The following is a 16796-nucleotide window of genomic DNA, read 5'->3' as shown; positions in this document are numbered from 1 at the left end:
TACCACATTGTGTGTATGCCTGTTCCAATACGGTTAAGACAAAGTGAATAAGAACCCTCTCGAACAAATCAAAAATGTGACTACTGTCACGGGTTACCGCCAGGTCGCGCTGTGGAAGCGCGATAATTTGCAACATCCTCAGCCGGACGAGTTAGCTGAAGAGGTGCCGGTCGCCCTGGTCTATAACGGCATCTCCCACGTCGTGATGATGGCCTCTCCGGGCGATCTGCAGCGGTTCGCCGTCGGTTTTTCGTTGTCCGAAGGGATTATCGAAAATCGCGCCGAGATCTACGGCATGGACGTGGTGCAGGAATGCAACGGCCTGGCCGTCAGAATTGAGCTCTCCAGCCGGCGGTTTATGGGGCTGAAAGAGCGCCGCCGCGCGCTGGCGGGACGCACCGGCTGCGGAGTATGCGGCGTGGAGCAGCTAAACGATATCGGCAGGCCGGTGCGGCCGCTGCCGTTTACGCAAACCTTCAACCTCGCGAACCTCGATCGCGCGCTGGAGCACCTTAACGACGTGCAGCCCATCGGCCGCATCACCGGGTGCACCCACGCGGCCGCCTGGGTTCGTCCGTCGGGCCAGCTGGCGGGCGGGCATGAAGACGTTGGCCGTCACGTCGCTCTCGACAAGCTGCTCGGACGGCGCGTGGAGGAGGGAAACGACTGGCAGAACGGCGCGGCGCTGGTCTCCAGCCGGGCCAGCTACGAGATGGTGCAGAAGGCGGCCATGTGCGGCGTGGAAATCCTGTTTGCGGTCTCCGCCGCGACCGCGCTGGCGGTTGAGGTTGCGGAACGCTGCAACCTGACGCTGGTCGGTTTTTGCAAGCCGGGCAGAGCAACGATTTATACCCACCCGCAGCGGATTATTGCGGGTTAAAATACAATCAATTTTTTTGAATGATGTGAACAAATCCTTCCGCTTTTTGTTATGGGATGTGAGGTCTATTATTTATCTCATCAAGGCACAACGCCTTACCCAAACAACTTACTGAAGGATTTATCTCATGAAAAACGTCAAAACTTTTGTCGCAGTTATCGCTCTGGCCGCTTCTTTTGGTTCTTTCGCTGCTGAAAGCGTGACCGCCACCGCCGCAACTATGGACGGTGCTGAAGCGAAAATTGCCGCTCAGGCCCAGGCTGCTGGCGCATCATCTTATAAAATTACCGAAGCCTTTACCGGTAACCGCGTGCATATGACGGCGGAACTGAATAAATAAGCTTAAGAGCTACTGTTGAAAGAGCGCCTCAGGGCGCTTTTTTTGTGTCTGATAAATCATTATGTAGTTGTTAATTAAATTTTTTAGCATGGAGGTCCGGTTATTGCAGGACGTTGACTAGTTGACAATAAAAGGTTCCCGCTGTGGCAAAAGTCGCGAAAAATAACCTCATCGCTCATCGCTCATCGCTCATCGCTCATCGCTCATCGCCTTTGGCAGAAGCTGGCTGGTGCTCAGCACGCCATCATCCGCATTGGCGGCAATACGGATTATTTCGCCACCGGACACGGGGCCGCGTAGCGTGGTGACCTCACCCTCGCGATTATCGCTACCGGCGCTGGCGCACATCGCTTTAATCTGGTTTTTTAATTCGCCGATATTATCGAGATGGATGTCCCGATGCCGGCTGCGCGCTTCCTGACGCAAAAAATGCGCTATTTATCACATTTCCGCCTTTTCATCATCGCTGGATTTAGGGATGAAAATGGGCAGCCCGCCCGCACAGTTATCTCCTCAAGCAACCTAATGATCTTAAAGAAAATAAAGAAATAACTGTTAAGACGATCTCATTTTATAAAACAGATGTTGATCACAAAAAACGAGCTAATAAACCCACTGTCAATATTAGGCTGGCAGAGATTTATCAGCATATTGTGATCTGTACTGCAAATAACGCCCTTGAACTCAGGGAAAAATGTGGGCAAGCAAAACAGCGGAGGCAGGCAATGAAAATTGGCATTGTTATTAGCGGTGGTGATGTTTCTGGAATTAATAATTTTATATTCCAGGTTGCCAGACTGGCGAATGCCGATATCACCATTTTTAATGGTGGAATACCCGGGCTGTTGGATAAAAATCATCATGAGGTCGCCTGGCGCGATCTGGTCGATTTCTCCATTGCCTCTATTCCGATCATTACCTCCGGGCGCACCAGTCGTCGGTTGCTGCGTAGTGAATATGAAACAATAGCCAAAAAAATTAAATCACTGCGCATTGATGTGCTGATTATGGCCGGCGGTGATGGTAGCCTGCAGTTTCTCAATACGCTGAGCGAATTTGATATTAACTGTTTTGGCGTCGGGATGACTATCGATAATGATGTGTACGGGAGTGATTATACGATTGGTTTCTCCACCGCCTGCGAGCAGATTATTAAAGAAGTTTCCCGCTTAAGAAATACTGGAAGAGCATTACCGGGCCGCGTATTTATGGTCGAAATTCTGGGAGGTTATTGTGGAGAGTTAACGTTGCAATCCGCGATAAAAAGTAACGCCGATATCGCCCTGATCCCGGAATCGCAGCTGCCGTTGGAAGCGCTGGCCGAGCGGGTGAAGCATAAGCTGACACAGCAGAATAGCGTGGTGATCCTGTGCTCTGAAGGCTACACCAGGGAGTACTCTCCCGGATTTCAGGGAGCCATTGATACCATGATTAAGCAGCTCGAACCGCAAATTGGCGTGCGTATTCGTAAAACTATCGTTGGCTACGGTTTGCGCAATGGCGATCCGACCTGCGAAGAAATTTATCAGGGCACTATTATGGCCAGTGAAGTGGTTCGCTGCATTCAGTCAGGGATGAAAAATAAAGCCATTATAATTAATTCAAGTAATAAACCTATTCCGATTGATTTAGTTAGTATGAAAAAACGTCTGGTCGACACTGAAGGACATCATTATAAACTTGCCAAAAAACTCAATATAATTTGAGGAGACCCTACATGCTGAAAATTCTATGCGTATGTGGCTGCGGCCTCGGTTCAAGCTTTGCTATTGAAATGACGGCGAAGGCTGTTTTAAAGAAACTGGAGATTCCAGCGCAGATTGAACATACCACTATTTCCGAAGCCGGGGCGTTTAAATCAGATATGATTCTGACGCAAAAAACCTTTGCCGATATATTAACGGCAGATGCCAGTGAGGAGGAAATTAAACGCGTGGTGGTACTGCATAAGCTGACGGATAAAGACGAGATTGAAGCGAAGATCGTCGCATTCTTAAAAGAACGTAACCTGAAGGTAGCGGACTATGAATAGCTTTGTAGAGTTTATCGTCAAAGATTTACTCGGCCAGGCATCGATATTAATTGCATTTATTGCGATGCTGGGCCTGATTCTGCAAAAAAAATCAGCGGGTAAAACGGCGGAAGGGACGTTTAAAACGCTACTCGGTTTCTTAATTATGATGGCCGGGATCAACATTATTGTCGCCACGCTAACGTTCCTTAACGATATTTTCACGCAGGGATTTGGCATGAAAGGCTACATTACCGATGTCGCCGCCATTGCCGGATTAGCCAACCGTGAATTAGGCTCCGAAGTTGCGCTGACCCTGATGGTGATTTTTGCCGTCAACATCATTATTGCCCGCCTAACGCCGCTCAAATATATCTTCCTGACCGGCCAGGCGCTGCTGTGGATGGCGACTATCGGCGCGGTGATTGGCTTTAAAGCCGGGCTGACCGGGCTTCCGCTGATTTTAACCGGCGGTATTTTCGGCGGCGTGATGGCGGTACTGATGCCCGCTCTGGCGCAGCCGGTGGTCAGGCGCATTACCGGTTCCGATGATGTGGCGCTGGGGCATTTCTGCACTATCGGCTATCTGGTGCAGGCAGCGGTGGCTAAAGTGGTGGGTAAAGGGTCTCGTTCAACGGAAGATCTGGAGTTACCGGACAACTTTAAGTTTCTTCAGGACACCTATCTCGCGATGGCGGTAGTGATGGTGCCGATGTATCTCATTCCCGCGGTTGCGGCGGGCCCGGAATATATCGCGCAGTTCTCCAACGGCATTAACTACCTGATGTACGCCTTTATGCAGTCCATTCAGTTTGTGGCGGGGGTATTCGTTCTCTACAGCGGCGTGCGCTTATTGCTTAACGAGCTGGTTCCGGCATTTCGCGGGATTGCGATGCGCATTGTCCCGGACGCAAAGCCCGCGCTGGATTGCCCGGTGCTGTTTCCCTATGCGCCCAACGCGGTGATCGTCGGCTTCCTGGCGACCACCGTCGGCTCCATCATCGGCATGCTGGTATTTCCCATGTTTGGCCTGGCGATGATCCTGCCTGGCCTGTTAACCAACTTTTTTGCCGGGGGGACGGCGGGCGTGTTCGGCAACGCGCTGGGCGGCCGCCGTGGGGCGATGATTGGCGGCGTGATCCACGGCCTGTTTATCACCTTCCTGCCCGCTATTTTAGTGCCGATGTTGGAAAGCTACGGCTTTACCGGCGTCACCTTCAGCGATTCGGACGTCATTAGTTCCGGTTTGGTATTAGGCCATGCCTTCCAGAATAACTGGCTATTTGTCGCCCTGTTCATTGTTTTTGTTGCCGCACTGGCATGGTTCGTAAACGGTAAATCAGCGAAGCCGAAAGGGGAAAATGTTCATGAGTCTGTATAACTTCAACGCTATTCTGAAAATTGCGCAGGAAAGAAATTTTAAGGCCATTGGCTCATTTAATTTGCATTGTATTGAAATGCTGCCGGCATTTTTCAAAGCGGCGCAACAAAGCCATAGCCCGTTAATGATTCAAATCTCTACCGGGACGGCTGAATATCTCGGCTATCGTTTACTGGTGGATGCGGTTCGTTCATTAGCGGAAAGTGAAAACGTGCCGACCTGCCTGCATCTGGATCACTGCTCTGATATTAGCGCCATTGAAACGGCCATGGATGCCGGATTTTCATCAGTGATGTACGACGGCTCGCATCTGGATCTGGAAGAGAATATCGGCAATACCCGCATCGTGGTGGAGATGGCGCGCCCGCGGAATATTACGGTAGAAGGAGAGCTGGGGGCGATCGGCGGCTCGGAAGATGGCAAAGCCGTTGCCGCGGAAGATATTTGCTTCACCACGGTGGAAGATGCCAAACGCTTTGTTGGGGAGACGAGGGTGGATATGCTGGCGGTTTCCGTGGGCACGGTGCACGGCCTTTATACCGGTAAGGCGCAAATCCAGCACCAGCGGCTGAAAGAGATTAGCATCGCGACCGGCGTGCCGTTAGTGCTGCACGGCGGCACCGGCGTCAGCGATGAGGATATGCGTTTGGCCGTCACTGAAGGCATCAACAAGGTGAACGTCGGCACTGAAATGAACGTCCAGTGGGTCGATCGCTGTAAAACCACTTTTGAAAAAGGCAAAGTGAACGACAGTGTACGCAAATTTTTAATTCCGGCGAATAATGCGGTCACCAATGTATTAATGGAAAAAATCGCCCTGTTTAAATAAAAGCTTATTTTTAAACCGTATTTTGTTGCCCTGCTGTCCGTCAGGGAGGAGCTCGCTATGTTTGAATCTTTGAAAACGTTGTGGAAAAAAGAGAGTAGCCCACCGCAGGATTATGACGAACAGTCCCGTCAGCTGGCGGGGGAAATAGTCAGACTGGAAGCTGAACTCCAGGGCAACCCGGGTAATGGCGAAGTACAGAAAGCCTTAATGCTGATTTATAACCGGGCGCTGTCGGTGTATGCCAAAAGTAAGACTCACCGGCAGGAAATAGATGCGCTTTTTGTTCGCATTGATGAGTTACGCAATATTATTCGCCGCAATATTTAGGGAGTCATGATGACGATAAAAGAACTGCTTATTGAGGCCGATGCGATTCAGGTCGGCGTCACGGAGTCCGACTGGCAGAAAGTGATCCATCTGGCGGCCAGCCCGCTGGTCACGAAAGGGTATATCTCGGCAGATTACGGTCAGGCGGTAATTGATAATACCCTGAACCACGGCGCCTATTACGTTTTTGATGAAGGCGTCGCCATCCCCCACGCCAGGCCGGAATGCGGCGTCAGGCGCAACTGTTTTAGCCTGGTTGTGTTGGATCAGCCAATTCATTTTGCCGATAGCGAGAAGGCGGATATTGTGATTATGTTCGGCGCGCAGGACAGCAATGCCCATATTGAGGAGGGCATTCGGGCGATTGTCGCGCTGCTCGATAATAACGAGACCATGGCGAAGCTGCGGGCCGCCAGCAGCAGAGAGGAGGTCGTCGCGTTGTTATGAACAGACATCTCACTCCACGCTGCAAAACGGTGATTTTAATTAACGGCATTCCCGCATCGGGCAAAAGCACCGTCACCCGGCAGCTATCGGCAACCTTCAATCTGCCGCAGCTGACCATCGACGGTATTAAAGAGCCGTTTATGGCGTGCTTTAGCGAAATCGACAGGTCTTTCAATCGACAGCTGGGCTGCGCCGCTTATGACGTCATCTGGTCGATCGTCGGCCACGCTCCGGCAGGCTGTATTTGGCTAATCGACGCCTGGTTTGGTTTTCAGCCGCGCGAAACGTTGCAGCTGCAGCTGCAGCAGGCGGGCGTTGAAAAGGTTCTGGAAATCTGGAACCGCATCTCGCCCGAGCTTGCGGTGTCGCGCTATGCCAGCCGGTTGCAGGATCGCAAGCCGGGACACCCGGGCGAAGAGTATCTTCCGGAGCTGGCCCAGCTGGCGCAGCGGGCGGAACCAATGCGGCTGGGGCCGGTGTTTACCGTGGATCAGCAAAAACCGCTGGATATGGCGTCCGCTATCCGTTGGCTTGAAGAAAAAATGCAGCAATATTAAAGAATTACGTTAAGCTCGATTGTAACTGTCCAGCGGCGATTCGCTTGCTCGGGCCTACAGGAATTGCGTAAATATTTGATATTGCCGGTTTCGTAGGCCGGGTCAGGCGACGCCCGCCAGCCGCAGCAGGGCGGTAACCACTGCCGCGGCAATAATCACCACGATCAGCGGCATCTTGCGCCAGGCGAGGAATACCGCGAAGCCCACCCCCAGCACCCGCGCCATACCGGCAAAATGTTCGCTTTCATAAAATGTGGTCGCCAGGGCGACGGAAAATAGCAGTACCGTCGCGGCGTCCGAGAGCAGCGCCTGAGAACGCTCGGAAAGCGCCAGCCGGCTACCAATCTTCGCGCCGCCGAGGCGCATCAGGTAGGTTCCTGCCGACAGGATAGCGATCCCGATGATAAACAGCGTGATGTTGCCCATTATTTTTTCCTCGCCAGCAGGCCGAACAGGGAGAACAGCACCGGCAGTCCCGTTGGCGCAAAGGAGACCGCTGCGAGGGATAACGCCGCACCGCTGCAGGCGCGAATTAAGGTGGTGCGGTTTTTAAACGCGGGAATGACCAGCGCCAGCAGAATGGCGGGGAAGACGGCATCGAGGCCGATGGTTTCCGGGGCCGGCAGGATCTTGCCGACCAGGGCTCCAAGCAGCGCGCCCAGCGGCCAGATGATAGCCACGCCGAGTCCGCACAGCCAGTAGGCGGCTTTACTCTGCTCCGGCGTTTTCTGCGACAGCCCGAAGACCACGCTTTCGTCATTCATAATATGGCAGCCCAGCAGGCTGGCGCCGCGCCTGCCGACCAGATCGCGAACCGTCACGCCGAACGGCACGTGGCGGGCGTTGACCAGTAATCCCGCGGCGGCGGCGGCCAGCGGGTTACCGCCGCTGGCGACGATGCCGATAAACATAAACTCCGAGGCGCCCGCCAGCACGCAAATCGACAGCACGAACGGCACCCACACCGGGAAGCCATAGGCTATCGCCAGCGAGCCGTAGGAGAGGCCGACGACGCCCACGGCCAGGCAGACTAAGACTATCGCTTTTATCGTGTCCCCTTTGAGACAGGAGAAGTGCTGTTTCATACTATTTAGCCATATCGAACGAATTTCCATTATAATGAACGCAACCCTCTCGACTTTCAAGTCGAACGAATCGTTCTATATAAAAAACGCGGAGCCGTGAATGACACAGCCAATTAGTCTGATTGCCCGGAGTCTGGTACGCGAGCGCTCGCGCACCGGGCTCTCGCTGGCGGAAGTCGCGCGCCGGGCCGGTATTGCCAAATCGACGCTATCGCAGCTGGAGTCAGGCAACGGTAACCCCAGCCTCGAGACGCTCTGGTCGCTTTGCGTCGCGCTCGATATTCCGTTCGCCCGGCTGCTGGAGCCGCAGGCGCAAAAAACGCAGGTGCTGCGTCGCGGGGAAGGGACCAAGGTGGTGGCTGAGCAGGCCCACTATCAGGCTATTCTGCTGGCGGCCTGCCCGCCCGGCGCCCGCCGCGATATCTATTTACTGCTGACCCAGCCGGGGGCTGACCGTGTTTCTCACCCGCACCCGCCGGGATCGATAGAGCATATTATTGTCACCCAGGGCCGCGCGCGCGTGGGCCTGACCGAAGCGCCGGAAGAGCTGGGCGCCGGGGACTACATCTGTTACCCCGCCGATCGGGAACATCTCTTCCAGGCGCTGGAGCCGGATACCCAGGCGATTCTGGTGGCTGAGCAAAGCTAGCGTTTTATTGCGGGGATGACCGCGCCGCTCCCGCTGGACGTCCCGCCCGTATTGCGGGACACTAGCCGTTTCCTCCACCGCCGACTGGGATACGTATGTCGCTGAAAGCTATTGCTAAAGAACTTGGAATCTCGGTAACGACCGTCAGCCGCGCGCTGAACGGTTATGACGACGTGTCGCAGGAGACGCGCGCCCGCGTGGAGGCGGAAGCGCAGCGCCGTGGCTATCGACCCAATACCTTTGCGCGACGCCTTAAAATGGGCAAAATTGACGCCGTGGGTCTGGTTTTTCCCATCAGCCCGGCCCCGCTGAATAACAACGTATTTCTCGACATGGTCGGCGAAATTAGCCACGAGCTGTCGCGCTATGAGATTGATTTACTGCTGATTGCCGACGATGAGCAGGCGGACAAGCACGGCTATATGCGAATGGTCCAGAGCCGGCGGGTCGATGCGCTGATTGTCGCTCATACCCTGGATGACGACCCCCGCCTGACGCAGCTGCTCTCCTCCGGCTTCCCTTTCCTCGCCCTTGGTCGCAGCCGGCTGCCGCAGCCCTATGCCTGGTTTGATTTTGATAATCAGGCCGGAACCTGGCGTGCGACCCGCCATTTGATTAGCCAGGGGCATCGGCGCATCGCGCTGCTGAGCGAAAATAACAATCAGGCGTTTATCACCCAGCGCCGCAACGGCTATCTGCAGGCGCTGCGCGAGGCCGGATTAGCGGATACCTGGCTGCGCAGCGTGCCGCCAACCCGCCGCGGTGGCTATCAGGCGACGATGGAGCTGCTGCGTTTGCCGGAACCGCCCACGGCGATCGTGACCGACTGTAATACCCACGGCGACGGCGCGGCGATGGCGCTATCCCAGCTGGGGCGCCTGACCGGCGATAATCGCGTGTCGCTGGTGGTTTACGACGGACTGCCGCAGGACAGCATCATTGAAACCCCGGTGGCGGCGGTGATCCAATCCACTCGCCAGGGCGTTGGCCGCCAGATCGCCGGCATGGTCCGTCGGCTGATTGCCGGCGACGATCTTTCCTCCCTGCAGGTGCTCTGGCAGCCCGAATTTATTCCCGGCGACACCGCCTGATTTCCTTCCCGCTACGCTAATTTCTGCACTCGATCACGAATCCGAAACGTTTTGGTTGTTACCCGAAACGTTTCGGATCAACAGTAAGGCATTCCTTGCTGTGGAGATGTCTGATGTCTGATTCGATTGTACGCCTGCAAAGCGCAGGGGCCGATGTGGTAATCAAAACCCATCCGTTTGCCGAAATTATCTACTGGGGGCCGCATTTAAGCCATTTTTCGCCGCAGGATGCGGCCAGCCTGACGCGCCCGGTGGCTAACGGTCGCCTGGACGTCGATTCCCCCGTAACGCTGATGGCCGAGCTGGGTCACGGGCTGTTTGGCGCGCCTGGGATTGAAGGGCATCGCCAGGGGTTGGACGGCTCGCCGCTGTTTGCCACCGCCGAGGTCGTACAGGACGGGCAAAGCCTAACCATTATCAGCGAGGACCCGCACGCCGGGCTGCGCCTGCGTAGCGAAATTGTGCTCGATAGCAGCGGCGTGCTCAGCGTTCGCCACGGTCTGACCAACCTGCGCGCGCAGCCCTGGCAGGTGGACCGGCTTGCGGTCACGCTGCCGGTTGCCGAACGCGCCCGCGAAGTGATGGCTTTTCACGGCCGCTGGATCCGCGAGTTTCAGCCGCATCGGCTGGTCCTCGATCACGACAGCTTCGTGCTGGAAAACCGCCGCGGGCGCACCTCCCACGAGCATTTCCCGGCGCTGATTACCGGCAGCACCGCCTTTAGCGAGATGCAGGGCGAAGTGTGGGGAGTGCACCTTGGCTGGAGCGGCAACCACCGCCTGCGTGCTGAGGTAAAAACCGATGGCCGCCGCTATCTGCAGGCGGAAGCGCTCTATTTACCGGGGGAGATGGCGCTGGCCGAAGGCGAAACCCTGTGGACGCCGTCGCTGTACGCCAGCTATTCGGCGCAGGGTCTGAACGGCATGAGCCAGCAGTTTCATCGCTACCTGCGCGAGCAGATCGTGCGCTTCCCGGATAACAAGCCGCGCCCGGTGCATCTCAATACCTGGGAGGGGATCTATTTCAATCATGACCCGCAGTACATCATGCGCATGGCGGACGAGGCGGCGGAGCTTGGCGTCGAGCGCTTCATCATTGACGACGGCTGGTTCAAAGGGCGCAACGACGACTGGGCGGCGCTCGGCGACTGGTATCTGGATGAGCAAAAGTACCCCAACGGGCTGACGCCGGTTATCGACCACGTGAAGTCGCTGGGCATGGAGTTTGGCATCTGGGTTGAGCCGGAAATGATCAATCCGGATTCGGACCTTTTCCGCGCCCACCCTGACTGGGTGCTGGCCCTGCCGGGCTATACGCCGCTGACCGGCCGCCATCAGTACGTCCTGAACCTCAATATTCCGCAGGCCTTTGACTATCTGCTGGAGCGGATGAACTGGCTGCTGGGCGAGCACGCCGTGGATTATGTGAAGTGGGATATGAACCGCGAGCTGGTGCAGCCGGGCCATAACGGTAAAGCCGCCGCCGATGCGCAGACCCGCCAGTTTTATCGTCTGCTGGACGCGCTGGTTGCCCGCTTCCCGCATATCGAATTTGAATCCTGCTCCTCCGGCGGCGGACGCATCGATTATGAGGTGCTGAAGCGCAGCCATCGCTTCTGGGCTTCCGACAACAACGATGCCCTGGAGCGCAACACTATCCAGCGCGGCATGAGCTATTTCTTCCCGCCGGAGGTGATGGGCGCGCATATCGGCAACCGCCACTGCCACGCTACCTTCCGCCAGCACAGCATCGCCTTTCGTGGCCTGACCGCGCTGTTTGGCCATATGGGGCTGGAGCTGGATCCGGTGAGCGCCGACGAACAGGAGCGCGCGGGCTACCGCAAGTATGCCGCGCTGCATAAGCAGTGGCGCGGCGTTATTCATCACGGCGTGCAGTGGCGTATGGATATGCCGGACGTCACCACGCTGGCGCACGGCGTGGTCAGCGAAGATAAGAGCCAGGCGATTTTCCTCGTCAGCCAGCTGGCGATGCCGGATTACACCCTGATGGCGCCGCTGCGCGTTGCGGGGCTGGAGGCGGGCGCCCGCTATCAGGTTACGCTGCTCGATCACCCGGATATTCAGATTACGGGAGAGGGCGGTCATACCATGCGTAAGCTGCCGGAATGGATGGTGACCCCGCAAACGGTGAGCGGCGAGTGGCTACAGCAGGCGGGGCTGGCGCTGCCAATCCTCGATCCGGAAAGCGCCATTTTGATTGGCCTGCAACGCGTGTAATGGTGACGGGCCGCCAGGCGGCCCTGACTGAGGAATATAAAATGAACCCGACTGCCTGTACCCACAAAAACAACCCTAACTTCTGGATTTTCGGCCTGTTCTTTTTTCTCTACTTTTTCATTATGGCCACCTGCTTCCCGTTCCTGCCGATCTGGCTGTCGGACGTTATTGGCCTGAATAAAACCGAGACCGGCATCGTTTTTTCCAGCCTTTCCCTGTTTGCGATCTGCTTCCAGCCCGTTCTGGGGGTGATCTCCGATAAGCTGGGGCTGAAAAAACACCTGATGTGGATCGTGACGATTTTGCTGGTGCTGATTGCGCCGTTCTTCCTCTATGTTTTTGCGCCGCTGCTGAAAACCAATATCTGGCTGGGGGCATTAAGCGGGGGCGCCTATATTGGTTTCGTGTTCTCCGCCGGCGCCGGCGCGATGGAAGCCTATATCGAACGCATCAGCCGCAACAGCGGGTTTGAGTACGGTAAAGCGCGAACCTTTGGCTGCCTTGGCTGGGCGCTGTGCGCGACGACCGCGGGAATGCTGTTTAGCGTCAATCCCGAGTGGGTATTCTGGATGGGATCGGCCGCCGCGCTGCTGCTGGTGGTGCTGGTGGCTATCGCGAAACCGCAGGCCAGCCAGGCCGCTCAGGTCATGGATTCTTTGGGCGCGAATCGCCCATCGGTGGATTTAAAAAGCGCCCTGCGGATGTTCCGCCAGCGCAAAATGTGGATGTTTATTCTGTATGTGGTCGGCGTGGCGTGCGTATACGACGTCTTCGATCAGCAGTTTGCCACCTTCTTTAAATCCTTCTTCGCTACGCCGGAATCGGGTACCCGCGCCTTTGGTTTTGCGACCACCGCCGGGGAGATTTGCAACGCTATCATTATGTTCAGCTCGCCGTGGATTATTAACCGCATCGGTGCGAAGAACACCCTGCTGATTGCCGGGATGGTGATGGCGGCGCGGATGATCGGCTCATCCTTCGCCACCACGGCGGCGGAGGTGGTGGCGCTGAAGATGCTCCACGCCCTGGAAGTGCCGTTCCTGCTGGTGGGGGCGTTTAAATATATTACCGGCGTATTTGACGTCCGGCTGTCGGCGACGATTTATCTGGTGGGCTTCCAGTTTTCCAAACAGGTAGCGGCGATTTTCCTCTCCGCATTTGCCGGCAATATGTATGACCGGATCGGTTTCCAGGAGACCTATATGATCCTCGGCGGTATTGCGCTCTCCGTCACCTTAATATCGGCCTTTACGCTTTCAGGGAAGTCCGCGCCCGGCAGCGTCAGTAATAAAGCAATGACCATTTGATCAATTAACAGAATAAATTCTCACAGGGATGTGCTGAATAAACGGGAGAACATATTGACTATGGATATTAAAAAAAGAATGAACAGCGGTGAATTATATACTGATGGCGGCTACGGGCTGCCGGAGGAGCGGCTAATGGCAAAGGTGCGGGCCTATGAATATAACCACTCGCACCCATTCGGTCAGGAGCTAAGAGAGGATATTATCCAGCGCATGTTTGCGAGCGTGGGTAAACAGTGCTGGATTGAGCCGCCGATCAATCTTGCTTACGGAACTCACACCACTATTGGCGATAACTTCTACGCAAACTTCAACCTGACGCTGGTGGATGACGCGGAGATTATTATCGGCAATAACGTGATGTTCGCACCGAACGTGACGATCTCTACCGCCGGTCATCCGGTGCATCCGGATCTGCGCCACACGCAGCAGCAGTTCTCTCTGCCGGTGATTATTGAGGATGGCGTCTGGCTGGGCTCCGGGGTGATTATTAATCCCGGCGTTACCATTGGTAAAAACTCGGTGATTGGCGCCGGCAGCGTGGTTAATCGCTCGATTCCACCGAACGTTGTTGCCGCCGGGGTGCCCTGCCGGGTATTAAGAAATATTACCGATGAGGATAAAAATAAACATCAGTTATATACCGGCCAATAAACATAAGTCACATATTAATTAGCACTCGTTTCCCTATAAAAATAATGAAGATAGAAAGGTGGGTTATTCACTCACCTTATCTCCCCGTTACCTCCGGAAAATAACAATGAATAAAAAGACGATAGCCTTAGCGATGAGTTTATGTTTGATGGCAAGTTCGGCAGTTGCTAAAAATAATTCTCTGACGCTTGAACAGCGTATGGAACAGCTGGAAGCGCGGCTGGCCGCGGCGGAAAGCCGGGCTACGGTGGCGGAAGGCCAGGTGCGAGAATTACAGGAGAAACAGCGCACCGCTATTGCGCTGGCGCAACCGACCGTTGCGGTAAAAAGCGTCGCGGTGGTCGAGGAGAGCAAAAAGAATATTACCGCGCCGGAGCTTAAGCTCTCCGGCTATGGCGATCTGAAGATCTACGGTGACGTTGAGTTCAACATGGACGCGGAGAGCAAGCACGGCTTGCTGGCGATGACCAACGCCGATGTTGGCAGCGACCCGACCTACGATAACTGGGATTTAAACGGCCGCATTCTGCTGGGCTTTGACGGCATCCGCACCATGAGCAACGGCTATTTTGCCGGCTTCTCGATTCAACCGCTGGCCGATATGACCGGCTCAATGAACCTTGACGATGCCGCCTTCTTCTTCGGTCAGGAGAAGGACTGGAAGATAAAAGTTGGCCGCTTTGAAGCCTATGACATGTTCCCGCTGAACCAGGATACCTTCGTCGAACATTCGGGTAATACCGCCAACGATCTCTACAGCGACGGTCACGGCTATATTTACATGATGAAAGAGGGACGCGGGCGATCCGACGCGGGCGGTAACTTCCTGCTCAGCAAGCAGCTGGATAACTGGTACTTCGAGCTGAATACGCTGCTGGAGGACGGCACCTCCCTGTATGACGGCGGTGACTACCACGGCCGCGACATGGAGCAGAAAAAGAACGTCGCCTACCTGCGCCCGGTTGTCTCGTGGGCGAAAGATGAACTCTCCGTCGCCGCGGCGATGGAGTCGAACGTGGTGAAAAACGCCTACGGCTATAGCAACGCGCGGGGAGAGTTTGTCGATCAGTCCGATCGTACCGGCTACGGCCTGACCATGACGTGGAACGGCCTGAAAACCAATCCGGCCGATGGGGTGGTGGTGAACGTGAACACCGCGTATATGGATGCCAACAACGAAAAAGACTTCACCGCCGGGGTTAACGCGCTATGGCAGCGCTTTGAGCTGGGCTATATCTACGCCCATAACAAAATCAACGACTATGACGGGGTGATCTGCGATAACGACTGCTGGATTAAGGATGAGGGGACCTACAATATTCATACCTTCCACGCCTCGTATCAAATCCCGAACGTAATGAATATGCAGAACTTTAATATCTATCTCGGGGCCTACTACTCCATTCTTGATAGCGATGTGCAGGCCAATAAGAGCGATGACGACGACCGCTACGGCGCGCGCGTGCGCTTTAAATACTTCTTCTGAAGACCGTAAAAGCGGCCCCGCTAAACCTGTTCCGGCGGGGCCGCCGGGGATTTAATCCAGATAGAATACCGGCTTCAGCTCGGCGCTAAGCGGGCTGTTATCGGCATTTGCCGGCATGACGTCGCGCATATGCCGCCACCAGCGCTGGCAGACCTCGGTTTCGGCGACCGCGTTCCAGCGGGCTTCAGATTCAATCTCCACCGTGGCGAACAGCAGGCTGCGCGCTTTATCGAGATAGATTGCGTAGCGGTGCGCGCCGTGCGCCTTCAGAACCGCCTCCAGCTCCGGCCAAATGGGCGAATGTCGACGCTCATACTCTTCGTGCGCGTCGGGATTCACCTGCATCACAAACGCCTTGCGGATCATAACGCCTCCAGATAGAGCTCGCGCACCTGGTCGCGGCTGGCGGTTCGCGGGTTGCACGGCGCGCACGGGTCGGCGAGGGCTTTGTCCAGCCAGCCTTCGATGTCGGCTTTGGTCACCCCAAGCTGGCTGAAGCCCTGCGGAATGCCGACGCGTTTGCTCAGGGCGCGAATCGCCTCGATTGCCGCCATGCTGGCAGCCTCATCGCTCATGCCGCGGGTCTCAACGCCCATCGCCTGCGCCACGCGGGCAAAGCGGGCAACGGCGTTCGGGCGGTTAAAGTTTTCGATGATCGGCAGCAGGATGGCGTTGCATACGCCGTGGGGCAGGTTGTGGGTCGCGCCAGGCTGATGCGCCAGCGCATGGACCAGGCCGAGACCGGCGCTGTTGAACGCCATGCCCGCCAGATACTGACCAAACGCCATCTGCTCGCGCGCCTCAAGGTTGTGCCCGTCATCGACGGCTTTCGGCAGCCACAGATTAATCAGCCGAATAGCCTCCAGGGCGTTGGCATCGGTGAGCGGGTGGGCGCCGACCGAGACAAAGGCTTCGATAGCGTGGGTCAGGGCATCCATTCCGGTGGCCGCGGTGATCGAGGCCGGGATGTCCAGCATCACGCTGGCGTCATCGACGGCGATGTCCGGAATAATATTCGGATCGATGATGACCGCATTGCTGGTCATCTCCGCCGCCGTTCCGGCGGTGGTATTTATCGCCACCAGCGGGACGCCGGCGTTTTTCACCTTGCCGACGCCGGAATAGGCGGTGGAAGGGGCCGGGTTGGCGGTGAGAATTTTAACCGCTTTCGCGGTATCGATGGGGCTGCCGCCGCCAAAGGCGATAATGTAATCGCACTGCGCATCGTGGAAGGCGGAAATGCCTTTATGCACCAGCGCTTCGGTGGGGTTCGGGAACACCTCATCAAACAGGTGCCAGCACATCTGGTGTGCGTCGAGCGCGGCAAACAGGCTGTCCAGCAGGCCCAGCTTCACCAGCTGACCGTCGGTGACGATCAGCGCTTTGCCCCACTGTTTAGCGGCGACCAGATTGACCATATCGCCAATGGCGCCCGCGCCGTGCAGGCTGATTTTCGGCAATGCCAACATAAAGCTCATGATAACTCTCCTGTTAATGAAATCCCGTTCCCCCCAC

At 56.0% G+C, this 16796-nt stretch carries 20 protein-coding genes; 15 read left to right on the top strand and 5 right to left on the bottom strand.

Annotated elements, in window-relative coordinates; translation table 11 throughout:
• Positions 1-43: 43 nt before the first annotated feature.
• Together fdhD and RTE01_RS20885 are read left to right on the top strand one after the other, a co-directional pair.
• Positions 44-880 (top strand): formate dehydrogenase accessory sulfurtransferase FdhD, encoded by an 837-nt coding sequence (gene fdhD / locus RTE01_RS20890; RefSeq protein ID WP_134528294.1) that lies wholly within the window; start codon positions 44-46, stop codon positions 878-880.
• Between the two features lie 127 nt (positions 881-1007).
• Positions 1008-1220 (top strand): YdgH/BhsA/McbA-like domain containing protein, encoded by a 213-nt coding sequence (locus RTE01_RS20885; RefSeq protein WP_041143399.1) that lies wholly within the window; start codon positions 1008-1010, stop codon positions 1218-1220.
• A gap of 189 nt (positions 1221-1409) precedes the next feature.
• Here RTE01_RS20885 and RTE01_RS20880 read toward each other — a convergent pair whose 3' ends face one another.
• Complete coding sequence (locus RTE01_RS20880) at positions 1410-1646, bottom strand: hypothetical protein (protein ID WP_255313550.1); 237 nt, start codon at positions 1644-1646, stop codon at positions 1410-1412.
• A 299-nt stretch (positions 1647-1945) separates the two neighbouring features.
• On the opposite strand from RTE01_RS20880, the gene RTE01_RS20875 reads away from it, so the two are divergent.
• From RTE01_RS20875 to RTE01_RS20845, 7 genes are read left to right on the top strand one after another with little or no spacing between them, the layout of a single operon-like run.
• Positions 1946-2926, top strand: a complete 981-nt coding sequence (locus tag RTE01_RS20875) for a 6-phosphofructokinase (RefSeq protein WP_041143401.1) — start codon at positions 1946-1948, stop codon at positions 2924-2926.
• 11 nt (positions 2927-2937) lie between these two features.
• Entirely contained in the window at positions 2938-3252 is a 315-nt protein-coding gene (locus tag RTE01_RS20870) for a PTS sugar transporter subunit IIB (protein WP_004127154.1), read from the top strand.
• The gene (locus RTE01_RS20865) at positions 3245-4612 is read left to right on the top strand and encodes a PTS sugar transporter subunit IIC (protein ID WP_041143402.1); all 1368 of its coding nucleotides are present in this window, start codon (positions 3245-3247) and stop codon (positions 4610-4612) included. The genes RTE01_RS20870 and RTE01_RS20865 overlap by 8 nt, the downstream gene beginning before the upstream one ends.
• Positions 4599-5441 carry a class II fructose-bisphosphate aldolase gene (locus RTE01_RS20860; RefSeq protein WP_134528297.1) on the top strand — a complete coding sequence of 281 codons (843 nt, stop codon included), beginning with the start codon at positions 4599-4601 and terminating at the stop codon, positions 5439-5441. The genes RTE01_RS20865 and RTE01_RS20860 overlap by 14 nt, the downstream gene beginning before the upstream one ends.
• Positions 5442-5498: 57 nt before the next feature.
• Positions 5499-5768, top strand: a complete 270-nt coding sequence (locus tag RTE01_RS20855) for a hypothetical protein (protein ID WP_123553009.1) — start codon at positions 5499-5501, stop codon at positions 5766-5768.
• 9 nt (positions 5769-5777) lie between these two features.
• Positions 5778-6215, top strand: a complete 438-nt coding sequence (locus tag RTE01_RS20850) for a PTS sugar transporter subunit IIA (protein ID WP_134528678.1) — start codon at positions 5778-5780, stop codon at positions 6213-6215.
• The gene (locus RTE01_RS20845) at positions 6212-6772 is read left to right on the top strand and encodes an AAA family ATPase (protein WP_141335332.1); all 561 of its coding nucleotides are present in this window, start codon (positions 6212-6214) and stop codon (positions 6770-6772) included. The genes RTE01_RS20850 and RTE01_RS20845 overlap by 4 nt, the downstream gene beginning before the upstream one ends.
• Positions 6773-6874: 102 nt before the next feature.
• On the opposite strand, the gene RTE01_RS20840 is transcribed toward RTE01_RS20845, so the two are convergent.
• Both RTE01_RS20840 and RTE01_RS20835 read right to left on the bottom strand, forming a co-directional pair.
• Entirely contained in the window at positions 6875-7198 is a 324-nt protein-coding gene (locus tag RTE01_RS20840) for an AzlD domain-containing protein (RefSeq protein ID WP_115193848.1), read from the bottom strand.
• Complete coding sequence (locus RTE01_RS20835; protein WP_134528300.1) at positions 7198-7857, bottom strand: AzlC family ABC transporter permease; 660 nt, start codon at positions 7855-7857, stop codon at positions 7198-7200. Before RTE01_RS20835 ends, RTE01_RS20840 begins: the two co-directional genes overlap by 1 nt.
• A gap of 100 nt (positions 7858-7957) precedes the next feature.
• Between RTE01_RS20835 and RTE01_RS20830 the strand changes: the two genes are divergently transcribed.
• The 6 genes from RTE01_RS20830 to RTE01_RS20805 all read left to right on the top strand — a co-directional run bounded on the left by RTE01_RS20830 (position 7958) and on the right by RTE01_RS20805 (position 15281).
• Positions 7958-8506, top strand: a complete 549-nt coding sequence (locus RTE01_RS20830; protein ID WP_041143409.1) for a helix-turn-helix domain-containing protein — start codon at positions 7958-7960, stop codon at positions 8504-8506.
• Between the two features lie 95 nt (positions 8507-8601).
• Entirely contained in the window at positions 8602-9597 is a 996-nt protein-coding gene (locus RTE01_RS20825) for a substrate-binding domain-containing protein (protein ID WP_115193847.1), read from the top strand.
• Positions 9598-9710: 113 nt separating this feature from the next.
• Positions 9711-11834, top strand: a complete 2124-nt coding sequence (locus RTE01_RS20820; RefSeq protein ID WP_134528303.1) for an alpha-galactosidase — start codon at positions 9711-9713, stop codon at positions 11832-11834.
• A 41-nt stretch (positions 11835-11875) separates the two neighbouring features.
• Positions 11876-13141 (top strand): MFS transporter, encoded by a 1266-nt coding sequence (locus RTE01_RS20815; RefSeq protein WP_076947977.1) that lies wholly within the window; start codon positions 11876-11878, stop codon positions 13139-13141.
• 60 nt (positions 13142-13201) lie between these two features.
• Positions 13202-13795: a DapH/DapD/GlmU-related protein gene (locus tag RTE01_RS20810; RefSeq protein ID WP_141335330.1), complete on the top strand. Its 594-nt coding sequence runs from the start codon at positions 13202-13204 to the stop codon at positions 13793-13795.
• 106 nt (positions 13796-13901) lie between these two features.
• Positions 13902-15281: a carbohydrate porin gene (locus tag RTE01_RS20805; RefSeq protein WP_134528306.1), complete on the top strand. Its 1380-nt coding sequence runs from the start codon at positions 13902-13904 to the stop codon at positions 15279-15281.
• Positions 15282-15332: 51 nt separating this feature from the next.
• On the opposite strand, the gene rhaM is transcribed toward RTE01_RS20805, so the two are convergent.
• Positions 15333-15647 (bottom strand): L-rhamnose mutarotase, encoded by a 315-nt coding sequence (gene rhaM, locus RTE01_RS20800; RefSeq protein WP_045853679.1) that lies wholly within the window; start codon positions 15645-15647, stop codon positions 15333-15335.
• Positions 15644-16759 (bottom strand): lactaldehyde reductase, encoded by a 1116-nt coding sequence (gene fucO / locus RTE01_RS20795; protein ID WP_134528309.1) that lies wholly within the window; start codon positions 16757-16759, stop codon positions 15644-15646. Before fucO ends, rhaM begins: the two co-directional genes overlap by 4 nt.
• Between the last annotated feature and the right edge of the window lie 37 nt (positions 16760-16796).

Origin of the sequence: Klebsiella terrigena, from assembly GCF_006539725.1 — a bacterium.
In the GTDB taxonomy this organism is placed as follows: domain Bacteria; phylum Pseudomonadota; class Gammaproteobacteria; order Enterobacterales; family Enterobacteriaceae; genus Klebsiella; species Klebsiella terrigena.
The sequence above is the reverse complement of the archived record's forward strand: the minus strand, read 5'-3'. Positions and strand labels throughout refer to the sequence as shown.

Bases quoted from the DNA above. Each gene is read 5' to 3' on its own strand.
- RTE01_RS20885 (WP_041143399.1), top strand. From the start codon at position 1,008: ATGAAAAACGTCAAAACTTTTGTCGCAGTTATCGCTCTGGCCGCTTCT.
- RTE01_RS20875 (WP_041143401.1), top strand. From the start codon at position 1,946: ATGAAAATTGGCATTGTTATTAGCGGTGGTGATGTTTCTGGAATTAAT.
- RTE01_RS20870 (WP_004127154.1), top strand. From the start codon at position 2,938: ATGCTGAAAATTCTATGCGTATGTGGCTGCGGCCTCGGTTCAAGCTTT.
- RTE01_RS20865 (WP_041143402.1), top strand. From the start codon at position 3,245: ATGAATAGCTTTGTAGAGTTTATCGTCAAAGATTTACTCGGCCAGGCA.
- RTE01_RS20860 (WP_134528297.1), top strand. From the start codon at position 4,599: ATGAGTCTGTATAACTTCAACGCTATTCTGAAAATTGCGCAGGAAAGA.
- RTE01_RS20855 (WP_123553009.1), top strand. From the start codon at position 5,499: ATGTTTGAATCTTTGAAAACGTTGTGGAAAAAAGAGAGTAGCCCACCG.
- RTE01_RS20850 (WP_134528678.1), top strand. From the start codon at position 5,778: ATGACGATAAAAGAACTGCTTATTGAGGCCGATGCGATTCAGGTCGGC.
- RTE01_RS20845 (WP_141335332.1), top strand. From the start codon at position 6,212: ATGAACAGACATCTCACTCCACGCTGCAAAACGGTGATTTTAATTAAC.
- RTE01_RS20840 (WP_115193848.1), bottom strand. From the start codon at position 7,198: ATGGGCAACATCACGCTGTTTATCATCGGGATCGCTATCCTGTCGGCA.
- RTE01_RS20835 (WP_134528300.1), bottom strand. From the start codon at position 7,857: ATGAAACAGCACTTCTCCTGTCTCAAAGGGGACACGATAAAAGCGATA.
- RTE01_RS20830 (WP_041143409.1), top strand. From the start codon at position 7,958: ATGACACAGCCAATTAGTCTGATTGCCCGGAGTCTGGTACGCGAGCGC.
- RTE01_RS20825 (WP_115193847.1), top strand. From the start codon at position 8,602: ATGTCGCTGAAAGCTATTGCTAAAGAACTTGGAATCTCGGTAACGACC.
- RTE01_RS20820 (WP_134528303.1), top strand. From the start codon at position 9,711: ATGTCTGATTCGATTGTACGCCTGCAAAGCGCAGGGGCCGATGTGGTA.
- RTE01_RS20815 (WP_076947977.1), top strand. From the start codon at position 11,876: ATGAACCCGACTGCCTGTACCCACAAAAACAACCCTAACTTCTGGATT.
- RTE01_RS20810 (WP_141335330.1), top strand. From the start codon at position 13,202: ATGGATATTAAAAAAAGAATGAACAGCGGTGAATTATATACTGATGGC.
- RTE01_RS20805 (WP_134528306.1), top strand. From the start codon at position 13,902: ATGAATAAAAAGACGATAGCCTTAGCGATGAGTTTATGTTTGATGGCA.
- rhaM (WP_045853679.1), bottom strand. From the start codon at position 15,647: ATGATCCGCAAGGCGTTTGTGATGCAGGTGAATCCCGACGCGCACGAA.
- fucO (WP_134528309.1), bottom strand. From the start codon at position 16,759: ATGAGCTTTATGTTGGCATTGCCGAAAATCAGCCTGCACGGCGCGGGC.